This window comes from Micrococcoides hystricis (assembly GCF_042434215.1).
Lineage (GTDB): Bacteria > Actinomycetota > Actinomycetes > Actinomycetales > Micrococcaceae > Micrococcoides > Micrococcoides hystricis.
In genome coordinates this window covers 173604-187887 of the sequence record NZ_JBHLUB010000030.1, presented here as the reverse complement: position 1 = coordinate 187887, position 14284 = coordinate 173604, and the positions used below count along the sequence as shown (strand labels likewise).

At 57.4% G+C, this 14284-nt stretch carries 10 protein-coding genes, 2 tRNA genes and 1 pseudogene; 12 read left to right on the top strand and 1 reads right to left on the bottom strand.

Annotation, left to right across the window (positions count from 1 at the left end):
• Nucleotides 1–30: 30 nt before the first annotated feature.
• A complete protein-coding gene (locus tag ACFFFR_RS08885) occupies nt 31–282 on the bottom strand; it encodes a glutaredoxin family protein (RefSeq protein ID WP_377459687.1) in 252 nt (83 codons plus the stop codon).
• A 742-nt stretch (nt 283–1024) separates the two neighbouring features.
• Here ACFFFR_RS08885 and dnaN point away from each other — a divergent pair.
• The 12 genes and pseudogenes from dnaN to ACFFFR_RS08825 all read left to right on the top strand — a co-directional run bounded on the left by dnaN (nt 1025) and on the right by ACFFFR_RS08825 (nt 14246).
• Nucleotides 1025–2143, top strand: coding sequence for a DNA polymerase III subunit beta (dnaN, locus tag ACFFFR_RS08880; protein ID WP_377459686.1), 1119 nt, complete (start codon nt 1025–1027; stop codon nt 2141–2143).
• 10 nt (nt 2144–2153) lie between these two features.
• Nucleotides 2154–3374, top strand: coding sequence for a DNA replication/repair protein RecF (gene recF, locus ACFFFR_RS08875; protein WP_377459684.1), 1221 nt, complete (start codon nt 2154–2156; stop codon nt 3372–3374).
• Nucleotides 3371–3901 carry a DciA family protein gene (locus ACFFFR_RS08870; protein WP_377459682.1) on the top strand — a complete coding sequence of 177 codons (531 nt, stop codon included), beginning with the start codon at nt 3371–3373 and terminating at the stop codon, nt 3899–3901. Before recF ends, ACFFFR_RS08870 begins: the two co-directional genes overlap by 4 nt.
• A gap of 203 nt (nt 3902–4104) precedes the next feature.
• On the top strand, nt 4105–6135 hold the full coding sequence (gene gyrB, locus ACFFFR_RS08865) for a DNA topoisomerase (ATP-hydrolyzing) subunit B (protein WP_377459680.1): 2031 nt from the start codon (nt 4105–4107) through the stop codon (nt 6133–6135).
• An 18-nt stretch (nt 6136–6153) separates the two neighbouring features.
• Nucleotides 6154–8778, top strand: coding sequence for a DNA gyrase subunit A (gene gyrA / locus ACFFFR_RS08860; RefSeq protein WP_377459678.1), 2625 nt, complete (start codon nt 6154–6156; stop codon nt 8776–8778).
• The gene (locus ACFFFR_RS08855) at nt 8775–9347 is read left to right on the top strand and encodes a DUF3566 domain-containing protein (protein ID WP_377459677.1); all 573 of its coding nucleotides are present in this window, start codon (nt 8775–8777) and stop codon (nt 9345–9347) included. The genes gyrA and ACFFFR_RS08855 overlap by 4 nt, the downstream gene beginning before the upstream one ends.
• A gap of 99 nt (nt 9348–9446) precedes the next feature.
• Nucleotides 9447–9520, top strand: a tRNA-Ile gene (locus ACFFFR_RS08850).
• 195 nt (nt 9521–9715) lie between these two features.
• Nucleotides 9716–9788, top strand: a tRNA-Ala gene (locus tag ACFFFR_RS08845).
• Nucleotides 9789–9869: 81 nt separating this feature from the next.
• On the top strand, nt 9870–10739 hold the full coding sequence (locus ACFFFR_RS08840; RefSeq protein WP_377459676.1) for a GIY-YIG nuclease family protein: 870 nt from the start codon (nt 9870–9872) through the stop codon (nt 10737–10739).
• Between the two features lie 546 nt (nt 10740–11285).
• A pseudogene (locus ACFFFR_RS08835) lies at nt 11286–11405 on the top strand (hypothetical protein); the annotation flags it as partial.
• A 175-nt stretch (nt 11406–11580) separates the two neighbouring features.
• Nucleotides 11581–12144 carry an NYN domain-containing protein gene (locus tag ACFFFR_RS08830; protein ID WP_377459675.1) on the top strand — a complete coding sequence of 188 codons (564 nt, stop codon included), beginning with the start codon at nt 11581–11583 and terminating at the stop codon, nt 12142–12144.
• Nucleotides 12141–14246, top strand: coding sequence for an N-6 DNA methylase (locus ACFFFR_RS08825; RefSeq protein ID WP_377459673.1), 2106 nt, complete (start codon nt 12141–12143; stop codon nt 14244–14246). The genes ACFFFR_RS08830 and ACFFFR_RS08825 overlap by 4 nt, the downstream gene beginning before the upstream one ends.
• The last annotated feature ends 38 nt before the right edge of the window (nt 14247–14284 follow it).

Here is a 14284-nt window from a genome sequence, read left to right as displayed (position 1 = left end):
TTTTTTGGGCCACGCTTCTGGCGTGGAGTTTTACTGCGCTGACAGAGCGTCGACCACGGTTTGGGGGTCCGGATTGGTGTGGGCTTCACCGTTGATGACGACTGTCGGTACGACTTCATTTCCGTCGTTGACGCTGCGGACGAATGCCGCTGCTTCGTCGTCTTCCCAGATGTTGCGCCAGGTGGCTTTGTCAGCCAGTTCTCCGACGGCATCCGTCAGGCGGGCGCAGAATCCGCATCCTTGGCGCCAGTAAATGGTGACGTTCTTGTTCTCTTCAGACATGTTCACTGCCTCTCTACGGGGGTTGTCTTTATCCTCCTATACAACTCCTTTGCCCCTTGGTTACTTCCCTGCGGGCGAAGATTTCTGCAGATGTCGACAGAAAAGCAGACTAAAGATGGAATCCAGTTTGCTTGAAGGTTTATTCGGCAAAGCTTCAAGTTAAGGTCCAAGAACCTGTCCACAACGTGACATCGTTGTAATTTAGGTCGATATTTCCGCGTGGATGATGGTCGATCTTCAAATCCGTATCAGACCGGTTTCATTTGGTTCGTCCACAAGAACTGTTGTAATTCCACAGTTGTGCACAGTTATCCACAAATCTGTGGAGACCAACCTTCAAGTAGTTATTAACAGATGTGGATGAACCTGTGGATAAACCCTCTTAAAACTACAAGTCTGATGTGGAGAAGTGCTCATATCCTTGTGAATTCAAGGTTTTCGGCAAAAAAGTTATCCGCAGTCAATACACACACCAAGCGAGATTCGTCCACGTGAGTTTCCCCAAGGCGAATGGCTGACCCATGCCGAAGAAGGCACTTATCCACAGTTTCCACAGGAGTTATTAACACTCCCATCCTTAAATTTCTTGGAAAAACCAAATAACAACCTTGCTTTCGCTCGGCCCGGATTTCACGCCTGTAAATGACATCGTTGTAGTTCTAAGGCTGGTTCGTTCGCTGCGCTCAAGAGCAGGTAGGCTGTAGAGGAAATTCTTATACCCCGATCTCTGTGGAGTGCGTCAGTGAAATTCCAAGTTGAGCGTGATGTTCTTGCTGAAGCTGTAGCCTGGACGGCTCGTTCACTGTCCCCACGACCACCTTTGCCGGTTCTGTCCGGTCTGTTGATCACCGCTGAAAACAACGAAGTCTCGATCGCCAGCTTCGATTATGAGATCTCTGCTCGCTTGACCATCGCTGCTGATGTTCAAGAAGAGGGCACCATCTTGGTTTCGGGCCGTCTGCTCAATGAAATTTGTGCTTCGCTCCCCGCTGCCACCGTCACGGTCGAGACCGACGGCTCCAAAGTGAATCTGACCTGCTTGCAGGCAAACTTCTCCCTGGCCACCATGCCAGTGAGCGAATACCCAGAACTTCCAGCTACCCCAACCGTCATTGGTCGGGTGGATGCGCACACCTTGGCTCAGGCCATCAACCAGATCAGCATCGCAGCTTCTCGAGATGACACCCTGCCAACCTTGACCAGCGTCAAACTCGAGTTCGAAGCCGACCTGATCACCATGTTGGCCACCGACCGTTACCGCCTAGGTCTGAAAGAGCTGTCCTGGCAGCCAGACCAGACGGACCTGAGCACCGAAGCCCTCGTCAAAGCTAAGACGCTGACCGATGTTGCTCGTTCGCTGGGTACCGGTGGTCAGATTTCCATCGCGCTGAGCGACAACGCCGACTTGATCGCGTTTGAATCCGGTGGACGTTGGATCACTTCTTCGCTGGTTGACGGTGACTACCCGAAGATTCGTTCACTCTTCCCGGAGAACTCTCCGATCCATGCTTTGGTTAACACCGCTGAGTTGACGGAAGCTGTGAAGCGCGTTGCTCTGGTGGCCGAGCGAAACAGCCCTATCCGGTTGATCTTCTCCGAAGGCCAGGTCACCTTGGATGCCGGGGCCGGCGATGATGCTTCCGCATCCGAGACCGTACCGGCCCAGCTTGATGGCGAAGACATCACGGTTGGTTTCAACCCGTCGTACCTGCGTGATGGTTTGGGCGCCTTGAGCACCGACCACGTCCGTTTCTCATTCACCAGTGCCCCGAAACCGGTCATGCTCACCGGGCAGAACGAATCTGATGGTGCAGACCAGCAGAACTACCGCTACCTGGTGATGCCGGTCCGCCTCAGCTAGGCGATCGACTGTGTACATCACGGAGCTTTCGCTCACTGATTACCGCAGTTACGCACAAGCTGACGTCAGCCTGCAGCCAGGCTCCAATGTTCTGGTTGGCCGCAACGGTGTCGGCAAAACCAATCTTGTTGAAGCCATTGGTTATTTGGCGACACTGTCTTCGCACCGCGTCAGCAATGACCAACCCCTAGTGCGTTTCGGTGAACCGCATGCTTTGATCCGTGCCCAAGCCATGCGCGGCACTCAAGAAACACGGATTGAAGTACAAATCACCCCGGGTGCACCCAACCGTGCCTCTATCAATCGGGCCAACCCAGTGCCGGCTCGTCGAATCATGGGTCTGCTGCGGACGGTGTTGTTCGCACCGGAGGATCTCGTCCTCATCAAGGGGGACCCGGAAAACCGTCGCCGCTTCCTAGATGAACTCTTGGGACAGCTGTGGCCGAGCCAGTCCACACTGACGGCCGAATACGACAAGGTTCTAAAGCAGCGTAACGCGTTGCTGAAGTCCATCCGCAAAGCCGGAGGTTACGCGGCACTTCCTGCATTCGAATCCACGCTGGAAGTCTTCGACCAACACCTGGCAGAAGCCGCCGCCCGGGTCTTGAAGGGCCGTTTGACGGTCCTTGATTTGCTGAGTCCACATTTGCAGGCCAGCTACGACGCCTTGATTGATGCCCACACACCCGTATCTGCGGTGTATCAGTCAACGTTGAAATTCCACGACCGCGAAGAACCCGCGGCCTCCACACCTGCCTACTTGGACCATCACCGCCAGCTTCAGAGTGAGTTGGCCACCGCGACCACCGCAGAGCTTGCGGAGCTCTATCGGGAGAATTTCCAGCGCCGGCGCCGTCCGGAAACCGAACGCGGGATCACCCTGACTGGTCCGCACCGTGAAGATGTGCTCTTGCACCTGGGCCAGGCACCCGCGAAAGGCTATGCCTCCCACGGCGAGACGTGGTCCTATGCTCTTGCCCTGCGGCTAGCCTCGTTCGAAGTGCTTTCGGAGCAAGAACCGGGCCCGGCGCAACGTCCGATTCTGATCTTGGATGATGTCTTCGCCGAACTGGACACCGGACGGCGGAACCGACTGGCCGAGCTGGCGACCGCTGCCGAGCAGATTATCGTGACAGCGGCGGTGGCTGAAGACGTCCCGGAACAGCTGGCGGCCCACCAAATTAAGGTCCGGCACCCGCAAGAAGACGAGGAAGGGACTCAACTGTCATGAGTTCTGCCTCCGATTCATCCGACCGCTCCCTCTTGCCAGCCATCCAGCTGAACAAGTGGCGCCAACGCGCCGCCGCCCAAGGCTTCACCACCGGCAAGGCCGGATCCCTGAACAAACCGAAGTTTGTGCCCGGCAAGAGACGCGACGCCGTCGACAAGCCAGCCTTCACCGGCAGTGAGCCGGCCAAGATCTCCGGAATCTTCGACCGCCTGCTCACCGAACGCGGTTGGGAGGAACCGGTGGCCGTCGGTTCGGTGTTGACCCGGTGGCCGGAACTCGTTGGACCGGAGATCGCCGAACACTGCACCGCCGAATCCTTCACCGACACCACCTTGGTCATCCGCACCGCCAGCACCGAGTGGGCCACCCAGCTGACCATGATGCGTTTCGCCCTGCTGCAACACCTCACGGACCGGCTCGGGGAGAACATCGTGACCGAGTTGAAGATCCTCGGGCCGTACCAAAACCGGTGGGGCAAGGGTCCCCAATGGGTTAAAGGGCGGGGCCCGCGTGACACCTATGGCTAAGAATCATTAGCGGCCCTTTCTAGGCCTTAGCACCCCATCTGAGCTATCCCCGTCCCACCTCCAGCCCAGAAACGTGCCAAAACCGTCGTTTTGTCCTTTTAGAGGGCCTTCTAGGGTCCGCCGATGCAAGAAAAAAGCCCAACTCACGGTAGAATTGACCTAGTTAATCTGACCAATTGTGTGAAGGGTACGGGACATCTCCTGTGACAGAAGAACAACAACCGGGCAATAACCGGGTTGAGCACTCCTATGACGCCGGGGACATCACCGTCCTTGAAGGCTTGGAGGCCGTCCGCAAACGCCCGGGCATGTACATCGGCTCCACGGGCCCACGCGGTCTGCACCACCTTGTCTACGAAGTCGTCGACAACTCGGTCGATGAAGCCCTGGCCGGCTACTGTGACCACATCACCGTCACCCTGCGCGAAGACGGTGGCGTCTCCGTCCAGGACAACGGCCGCGGCATCCCCGTGAGCATGCACCCCACCGAAGGCAAGCCGACCGTCGAGGTCGTCATGACCATCCTGCACGCCGGCGGTAAATTCGGTGGCGGCGGCTACGCCGTCTCCGGCGGTCTGCACGGCGTGGGTATCTCCGTGGTGAACGCCCTGTCCGAACGCGTGCGCACCGAGATCTCCCGTGACGGTAGCGTCTGGGCCATGGAATTCGCCAACGGTGGCCAGGTCACCAAAGAACTGGAAGCCATCGGGGACACGGAGACCACCGGAACCCTGCAGATCTTCTACCCGGATCCGACCATCTTCGACACCGTCGAGTTCGACTTTGAGACCCTGCGTTCCCGCTTCCAGCAGATGGCCTTCTTGAACAAGGGCCTGCGCATCACCTTGATCGACGAGCGCGAACTGGAATCCAACAAGGTCGAAGTTGATGAGATCGCCGAAGAAACTGATGAGGTCGAAGAGACCTCCAAGCGGATCGTCGACTACAAATACGACAACGGCCTGCTCGACTACGTGGCCCACCTGAACGCCACCAAGAAGAACGAGCTGGTCCACGAAGACATCATTGCCTTCGACACCGAAGACACCGACAAGGGCATGGCCCTGGAAGTGGCTATGCAGTGGACCGGTGGCTACTCCGAATCGGTGCACACCTACGCCAACACCATCAACACCCACGAAGGTGGTACACACGAAGAAGGCTTCCGTGCCGCACTGACCTCGCTGATCAACCGGTACGCACGGGAGAACAAGCTGCTGCGGGACAAGGACGAGAACCTCACCGGTGAAGACATCCGTGAAGGCCTCACCGCCGTAGTCTCCATCAAGATCTCCGAACCGCAGTTCGAAGGCCAGACCAAAACCAAGCTCGGCAACTCCGAGGCCCGCGGCTTCGTCCAGCGAGAACTGACCGACCAGCTCGGCGACTGGCTGGAGCGCAACCCGAACCCGGCCCGCTCCGTCATCTCCAAGGCCATCTCCGCCTCCCACGCACGCCTAGCCGCACGCAAGGCCCGCGAACAGGCCCGCCGCAAGACCCCCATGGAATCCTTCGGCATGCCCGGCAAGCTGGCCGACTGCTCCTCCCGCAACCCGGAGGAGTGCGAGGTCTACATCGTTGAGGGTGACTCCGCCGGTGGCTCCGCAAAGCGTGGCCGTGACCCGCACACCCAGGCCATCCTGCCGCTGCGCGGTAAGATCCTCAACGTCGAACGTGCCCGCCTAGACCGGGCCCTGGGGAACGCCGAAATTCAGGCACTGATCACCGCCTTCGGTACCGGCATCGGTGAAGAGTTCGACGCGGAGAAGCTGCGCTACCACAAGATCGTGCTCATGGCTGACGCTGACGTGGACGGCCAGCACATCACCACGCTGCTGCTGACCGTGCTGTTCCGCTACATGCGTCCACTGATCGAAAACGGTCACGTCTTCCTCGCCCAGCCGCCGCTGTACCGCATCAAGTGGTCCAATGCCCCGGACGACTACGTCTTCACCGACGCCGAACGGGATGCCGCCCTCGAAGCCGGTTACGCCGCCAACAAGCGTCTGCCCAAGGAAAACGGCATCCAGCGCTACAAGGGCCTGGGTGAGATGAACTACCAAGAGCTCTGGGAAACCACTATGAACCCGGTCTCCCGCACCCTGCTGCAAGTCACCATGGATGATGCCGCCGCGGCGGATGAGATCTTCTCTGTCCTGATGGGCGAAGACGTCGAATCCCGCCGCAACTTCATTCAACAGAACGCCAAAGACGTCCGCTTCCTCGACGTCTAAGAAGGATAAAACCACGCTGTGAGTGAGAACACCCCAGATACCACCGCCCCCGAAGAACGGGTGGAACAGGTAGACCTGCAAACAGAAATGCAGCGCTCCTACCTGGACTACGCCATGGCCGTCATCGCCGGCCGTGCCCTGCCAGACGTCCGCGACGGCCTCAAACCCGTCCACCGCCGCGTCATCTACGGCATGTACGACGGCGGCTACCGCCCGCAAGGCGCCTTCAACAAATGCTCCCGCATCGTCGGGGACGTCATGGGCCAATTCCACCCCCACGGTGACTCGGCCATCTACGACGCCCTAGTCCGCCTCACCCAAGACTGGGTCATGCGCTACCCGCTGGCCCTGGGCCAAGGTAACTTCGGCTCCCCGGGCAACGACGGCGCGGCCGCCCAACGTTACACCGAAACCAAGATGAGCCACCTGGCCATGGAAATGGTCCGGGACATCGACGAAGAAACCGTCGACTTCCAAGACAACTACGACGGCAAACAGCAAGAACCCGTCGTGCTGCCCGCACGGTTCCCCAACCTGCTGGTCAACGGCTCCTCCGGCATCGCGGTCGGCATGGCCACCAACATCCCACCGCATAACATGCGCGAGGTCGCCGACGGCGTCCAGTGGTACCTAGAGAACCCGGAAGCGTCCAAGGAAGAACTCCTAGCCGCCCTGATGCAGCGCATCAAAGGCCCAGACTTCCCCTCCCACGGCACCATCCTAGGCACCAAGGGCATCGAAGACGCCTACCGTACCGGCCGCGGTTCCATCACCATGCGCGCCGTGGTCGAGGTCGAAGAGATCCAAGGCCGCACCTGCCTGGTCGTCACCGAACTGCCGTACATGGCCAACCCGGACAACCTGTCCGTGAAGATCGTGGATTTGGTCAAGGAAGGCAAGATCAGCGGCATCGCGGACCTGCGGGACGAGTCCTCCGGTCGCACCGGCCAGCGCCTGGTCATCGTGCTGCGCCGGGACGCCGTGGCTAAGGTCGTGCTGAACAACCTGTACAAGCACACCGAGCTGCAATCCAACTTCTCCGCCAACATGCTCGCCCTCGTCGACGGGGTGCCACGCACCCTGTCCCTGGACGCGTTCGTCCGGCACTGGGTGGCCCACCAGATCGACGTCATCGTCCGGCGCACCCAGTACCGCCTGCGCAAGGCAGAAGAAGCCGCGCACATCCTGCTCGGCCTGCTCAAGGCGCTGAACGCATTGGATGAGGTCATCGCCCTGATCCGCCGCTCCGCCACCGCCGATGAGGCCCGGGACGGGCTGATGGCGCTGCTGGACATCGACGAACGCCAGGCCAAGGCCATTCTGGACATGCAGCTGCGCAAGCTGGCCGCACTGGAACGCCAGAACATCCAAGATAACTATGACGAGCTGCAGGCCAAGATCGCCGAATACCGGCAGATCCTGGAATCCCCGGCCCGCCAGCGGGAGATCATCTCCGAGGAACTGGCCGAGATCGTGGAGAAGTTCGGAGACGAACGCCGCACCAAGATCCTGCCCGGCTTCGACGGGGACATGTCGGTCGAAGACCTGATCCCGGAAGAAGAAGTCGTCATCACCATCACCCACGACGGCTACGTCAAACGCACCCGTTCGGACAACTACCGGCAGCAGGGTCGCGGCGGCAAGGGCGTCCGCGGGGCCTCCCTGCGCGGGGACGATGTGGTCCAACACTTCTTCGTCACCACCACCCACCACTGGCTGCTGTTCTTCACCAACCTAGGCCGGGTCTACCGGACCAAGGCCTACGAGCTGATGGAAGGCGGCCGGGACGCCAAGGGCCAACACGTCGCCAACGTCATGGCCTTCCTGCCCGATGAAACCATCGCCCAGGTGCTGGCCATCCGCGACTACGAGCAAGCCTCCTACTTGGTGTTGGCTACCCGCAACGGTCTGGTGAAGAAGACGGCGCTGACCCAGTACGACACCCCGCGCACCGCCGGCGTGATCGCCATCAACCTGCGCGAAGGCGACGAAGTCGTCTCCGCCCAACTGGTCGAACCAGACGATGACCTGATGCTGGTCTCCAAACTCGGCCAGTCGCTGCGCTTCACCGCCACCGACGAAGCCCTCCGCCCCATGGGCCGGGCCACCTCCGGTGTTACCGGCATGAAGTTCCGTGCCGGGGACGAGCTGCTCGCCATGGATGTTGTCACCGAGGACTCCTACGTGTTCGTCGTGACCGACGGTGGCTACGCCAAGCGGACCGAGTCCGAACAGTACCGCATCCAGAACCGCGGCGGACTCGGCATCAAGGTCGGCCGCTACCAAGAAGAACGCGGCCACTTGGTCGGGGCCATGATCGTCCAAGAAGACGACGAAGTGCTCGTGGTCATGGAGAAGGGCAAGATCGTCCGCTCCGCCGTGAACCAGGTCCCCGCCAAGGGCCGGGACACCATGGGCGTCATCTTTGCCCGCCCGGACAAGGGCGACCGCATCGTGGCCGTCACCAAGAATTCCGAACGGGACTTAGCCGCAGCCGAGGATGCCGAAGACGAGCAAACTCCTGACGGTGAGACCGAGCAGGTCGCAGAGAATGCGACCGAGCCGGTGAATGAAGTACCGTTGGACTCTGAAGAAACTGATCCTGAGAACGACACCACCGAAGACGACGGAGGCCAGGCGTGAGTAGTCCGCAGAACAAGCCGGCGGAGAAGCAAACGGCAAAGACCAAGCCGGTAACCAAGGCTGCCGCCAAACCCGGCGCCGGCGGGCCACTGCCGAAGAAGCCCTCCAACGCGCCAGCGGCAAGCGCTCAGGGCGGCAAGGCCCCGGCCAAGGGTGGCACGGCCCGCCCGGCGCTGGTGCGCCCCGCACCGAAGGCCAAGGTGCGCAAGGCCCGCCTGCTCATCTCCAAGGTGGACCCGTGGTCGGTGCTGAAGATGTCCTTCTTGCTCTCCGTGGCGCTGGGCATCATCACGGTGGTCTGCGCCGTGGCCCTGTGGACCATCATGGACCTCTCTGGCATCTTCGACCGCATCAACGAGCTGCTGGGCCAGGTACTCGGCTCTGAGGCCGACGGACAGGGCTTCGAGGTCCAGTCGCTGGTCTCGCTGGGCCAGGTCGCTTCCGTGGCCACCATCATTGCCGTGATCAACGTGGTCCTGTTGACCGCCATCTCGATGCTGATCGCGCTGGCCTACAACATCTCCTCCTCGCTGGTCGGTGGCATCGGAGTCACCCTGACCGACGACTAAAAAGCGGCGCAAACAAGCATGAAATCGGCTCCCGGAAAGTGACCCGGGAGCCGATTTTGTTTTTCACAGAACCTCCTATAAAGTTAATTCTCGTGCTGAGGGCGTATAGCTCAGGCGGTTAGAGCGCTTCGCTGATAACGAAGAGGTCCCAAGTTCAAGTCTTGGTACGCCCACGGAACACCTTTCCAGAACCTCAGACAGCAGGTTGAAGGAGACCAACATGAAGAAACGAATCCTCGGTTCGATCATCATCTCCGTACTGACTGCCCTGGGGGTCAAGAAATGGAAAGATGTTCAGGATCAGAAACAAGACTGGTCGGCCGAGACAGACAAGCTCTAGGCTGCTAGACTTTTTCAGATCAACCCTCGGGGGCATGGCGCAATTGGTAGCGCATCTGCTTTGCAAGCAGAGGGTTAGGGGTTCGAGTCCCCTTGCCTCCACAAAATATCTAAGAGAGCCTTTCAGCAAAAAGCTGGAAGGCTCTCTTGCTATCAATACGCTCCAGATACAGGAGAAGTCACGTGGCAGGACCGAAGACGATCCAGTTGTTCTTGATGGACGGGACCGGTCAGGGACGGATGAAAGCTACGTTGCGAAACTGGACTGGCATAACGTATCTGTTGCCACGGACGGACATCCATCTTTCAAAGGATCGAAAAGATCTCAAACAAACCGGCGTCTACCTCCTCTTCGGTGAAGACGATGAAGGAACACCGAAGGTCTATATCGGTCAAGCCCGCCTGAGGAAGAATGAGAAAGGGGTTCTCGGCCGGATCATGGAGCATCTCGGCGATGATCGATTGGATTACTGGACGCACGCAATAGCTCTGGTGACATCGGACGACTCCTTTGGGCCTACGGAGATCAGTTACCTCGAGAACCGTTTTGTGAACATGGCAATCAAAGCCAGCAGGTATACCGTTACCAACAGCAACGATCCATCTGTGGGACGAGTCACTGAAGAAAAGCAAGCGGAACTCGATGAGTTCATTAAGTACGCACGTCTGGTCATCGGCGCACTGGGCTATCGCGTTTTTGAACCCGTTGATGATGCAAAAGACCCAGAAACTAAACAGTCCGCATCCCCCCCGCTGAGCATGTCGATTGCCGGGGCAGAGGCAAAAGGCCGTCAAACCAATGATGGATTTGTTGTCCTAGCTGGGGCAAAATTGCGCCATGAAGCATCCTTCACCCCTTCAGCGCCCAAATCTGTTCGAAAGAATCGCTCAAAGCACGCTGACAAAATCGGACCCAATTCAATCCTGATCCAGGACATCCAGTTCTCATCGCCAACAGCGGCTGCGCAATTCGTGGGCGGAGCATCTCTGAACGGTCTGGATATGTGGAAAAATTCGGCAGGTAAATCGTTGAAGCAACTCGAACGAGAATGACGCTCATACGCTAGGGCAAAGCGGTCATTTTTCAGGGTAACGGATAGCTACCGGATAAGTGTGCTCTTACCTTCTGCCGCATCCTATGGAGCATTCGGGCACTGTTCGAACACGTTGACGGTGTTGACGGTAGAGATGCAGTTCCGGTACTTCACGGAATGAATCTATGTTGATAAGGCTGCAGCGCAGGACGTCGGGCGTCGAACGGCAAAATGGCCGTAGACAGAACATTTCATTCGAAATTGTGATGGGCGCGTCGGTTCTTCCAATTCTTATGGCACTGATCCGTCCCACCGCGAGGCGCATCCATCCGCTTGCTAATAATCAAATCCAGATTCTTGATGTCTCCGATAGTAGCCACGATCGATAATCGGCATCCTTATAGCGTGGTTTCCTGGTCTACGTAGTGCAGATGAGAACGTTTTCCCAAAAGAGCTGAACAGGTGCCCAACCCGGCATTGACGGGGTCATCGATCAAGATGTGCTGGACTCAGTGGAGTTTATGCTCAGGCTAGGAGATACGCGCCGGATACCTCGGTCCAAAGACCGGTCGTACAGCCTTACGGCGGAGCTATTGGAGGAACGGCAGACAGGGGAATCTTCATAACCACAAGTAGTTTTTCAACGGCGAAAAATTATCAGGACCGATTAATCACTACAACGTAGGTCTCTAGGCTTCCTGGACTTACACGATTGTCGAGATTTCCCAAGACTTCTTCCCCGGTGTCGCTTCTCAATAAACATAATGAAAGAGGAGAATTGGAAGGGATCTTATAAAAAAGAGTGTGTGAAGTTGATTCACACCTTGACATGGCTGTGAATCAACTGTAAGCTTATTCGTATGAGAATAAAACATTTACAAGCTTTGCCTTCGATTGAAGTTCCAGAGACTCCCGAAACCGACCTAGACCTAGACCCCCAAGTGCGGACGCTTTGCTTGGTAGATATTGAAAATATGACCTGCGGGTCAGAATTGCGACACGCTGAAGTGGCACGTTTGCAGCGGCGAATCGAGATGACCGCTGCACTCAACGAAAGTGCCCAGACGGTGATCGCCTGCGGTCCGTCCAGGGCCGAGGTTGTCTGGCTGGGGTGGAAAGGTTCAGCCAAGCGACTGTTGGGTGAAGGGATTAACGGAGCCGATATTGCACTCCTTGAAACCGTCGAAGACATTCATTGGGTGGCAAATCGGTTTGAACGTGTTGTGATTGCCTCTGGTGATCACATCTTCGCTTCCACTGTCGCAGCACTGAAGGCGCTCGGTGTGAAAGTCCTGGTGATCGCTCCTCCAACAGGCCTATCCAAGCAGATGCGACTTGCTGCTGGACCGGATTTGAAGGGGCTCATGTTTTCTACTGCCCACGAAATGAATGTCATGGTTGCTCAACGGAAGGAGGCAGCATGAAAAATACTGTCACACTCACTCCAAGCGATATTGCTCAGATGGCCGGTGTCGGTCTATCTACTGTCAGTAACTGGCGTAGTCGACACGATGATTTCCCTGGGCCCGTTAGCGGCAGTGGATCCAGTCGACGTTTCGACGCAGATGCGGTCCGCGCTTGGCTAAAATTACATGGCAAGAAAATCCAAGAGTTGTCCGCAGATAGCGTCTTGTGGAACCTGATGAGTCAATGGAGACCCCTGACCTCTGTTGAAGAGGCTGCCGGGATGGTTAGCGCTTTCTTAGTGTGGAGAGCCGTGTCTGATCCGACTTCACCGAGGTTCGCTGGCAACCTATCCGAGGCGGCGCAGTGGCCTGCCCTGTTCCAGCATTCTGACGACGAAGACCTGGCCGCTGCGGTCCAGACAAGCGTGCGTGAATATCAAGAGAAGCGTGAAGACAAATATCGGACGGTATTTGAAGATCTTCTTGCACAACTTGACGGATTAGTCGGGCGCCCTGACGGGACCACCGCCAATGCGCTCAAATTTACCCTCAACACGATCAACAGCTTCAAGGCTGAAGAATTAGGTCAGATCTATATGGCCTTTCAAGACCGTGTGACGCAGTCTTTACACCGTGGGTACGATGACTATTCCACGAGCCAAGATTTGATCGATGTGCTGGTTGCCGTTTCCAAGGACATTCCGGGGTCGGTGCACGATCCTGCCGTTGGTTCTGGACGACTATTATTCGCGGTTGGAAACCACGGTGATGATCGTAAGCATCTGACTGGCCAGGAAATGCTACCCAACGTTTATCGCCAAGCTTTACAGCATGCGTTAGTTTCGGGCCAAAACAATGTTCACCTCGAACTGGGTGACGTCTTTTCTACGGACTATTTTGATCCTAGTTGTGCTCAAGTTGTCGTCGTTGACCCACCGTATGCCATGTCCTACCGGGATCACGACCAGTTGGCCCTAGATCACAGGCTGCCCTATGGGACTCCGCCCCGGTCTACGATCGACACAGCGTGGCTGCAGCTAGCCATTTGGTATTTAGGCTCGAACGGACGCGCTTTCGTGATTCAACCTAGTGGGTCGTCCTATATGCGAGGCTCAGCTGATATACGTGCGAATATGCTCAAGAGCGGCACCATCGAAGCAGTCGTTTCCCTCCCCGCGGGGGTTGCCGGGCGCACCAAAATCCCCGTGGACCTATGGGTACTGGCGCGTCCCGGAGAAGTCGCGGACCCGGATAAAGTACTCCTCATCGATCGCACCGATCAGGAACAGCTCGATCCTGAAGCAATCGCTAAGACTTTGCGTGAATGGCGCACTGAAGGAAAAGAGCCCGCAGAAAAACACGCGGGGATCTTTACTGTCAGTGACATCTTGGAGAAGGAAAGCATCCTGACTCCGCAACGTTGGATCGCCTACCAGGACGATTCTGTCAGCCTAGAGTCTGTTATTGCAGACCTCGAAGCCCTACACGAGACTACACGCGTCCTCGATACAGTAACCCTTGATCCAGTTGCACTTGTGCCAGCACCCCATACGCCGACTCTGGGCTCCGTTTCGGATCTGGTCAAGGCTGGCAGCGTGAAAGTCTTGCGAAACCGGTCACGCCGGAGTGATGCTGATGAAGCTGAAAATGGCCTGCCCGTAATTGATGGTGCATGGATCCATGGAAAGAGCGGCGTTCAGCAAAAAGTTGATCCGGAATCTCTGACAGGGGAGCCGCTCATCACCGAACCAGGTGATGTAGTACTTCAGAATACTGGAGGGCTGGCTGCGCGGGTTGATGACGAGGGAGGACAGCTCGTACTCAGTCCAACTTTGCATGTGTTGCGTCTTCAAGATGATCGCTTCTTGCCAGAATACTTAGCGGAAATGCTGGTCAGTTCGGTCAATCGTAGACAGGCCATGGGTGCAGCTATCCAGCGCGTCCGCTTAGAAGATCTGCAAATAGCGTCTCTCTCGATGAATGATCAGCAGCAGCTGGTTACTCAGTTCGATACTGTTCGGCAATTACAGGCTGCGGCCCAGGAACTCCTTGATGCAGCCTCAACAGCCCGAGATGCTCTTGTCGATGGCGTCACCAGCGGGGTCATCAAAATCAAATAATCCCTGTTGAACAGATCATGGTGGAGATCGTGAAGCCC

What these genes read in the sequence shown, in the direction of transcription:
- ACFFFR_RS08885 (WP_377459687.1), bottom strand. Translation starts at nt 282, where the DNA reads ATGTCTGAAGAGAACAAGAACGTCACCATTTACTGGCGCCAAGGATGC.
- ACFFFR_RS08870 (WP_377459682.1), top strand. Translation starts at nt 3,371, where the DNA reads ATGAGTTCTGCCTCCGATTCATCCGACCGCTCCCTCTTGCCAGCCATC.
- ACFFFR_RS08830 (WP_377459675.1), top strand. Translation starts at nt 11,581, where the DNA reads ATGAGAATAAAACATTTACAAGCTTTGCCTTCGATTGAAGTTCCAGAG.
- ACFFFR_RS08825 (WP_377459673.1), top strand. Translation starts at nt 12,141, where the DNA reads ATGAAAAATACTGTCACACTCACTCCAAGCGATATTGCTCAGATGGCC.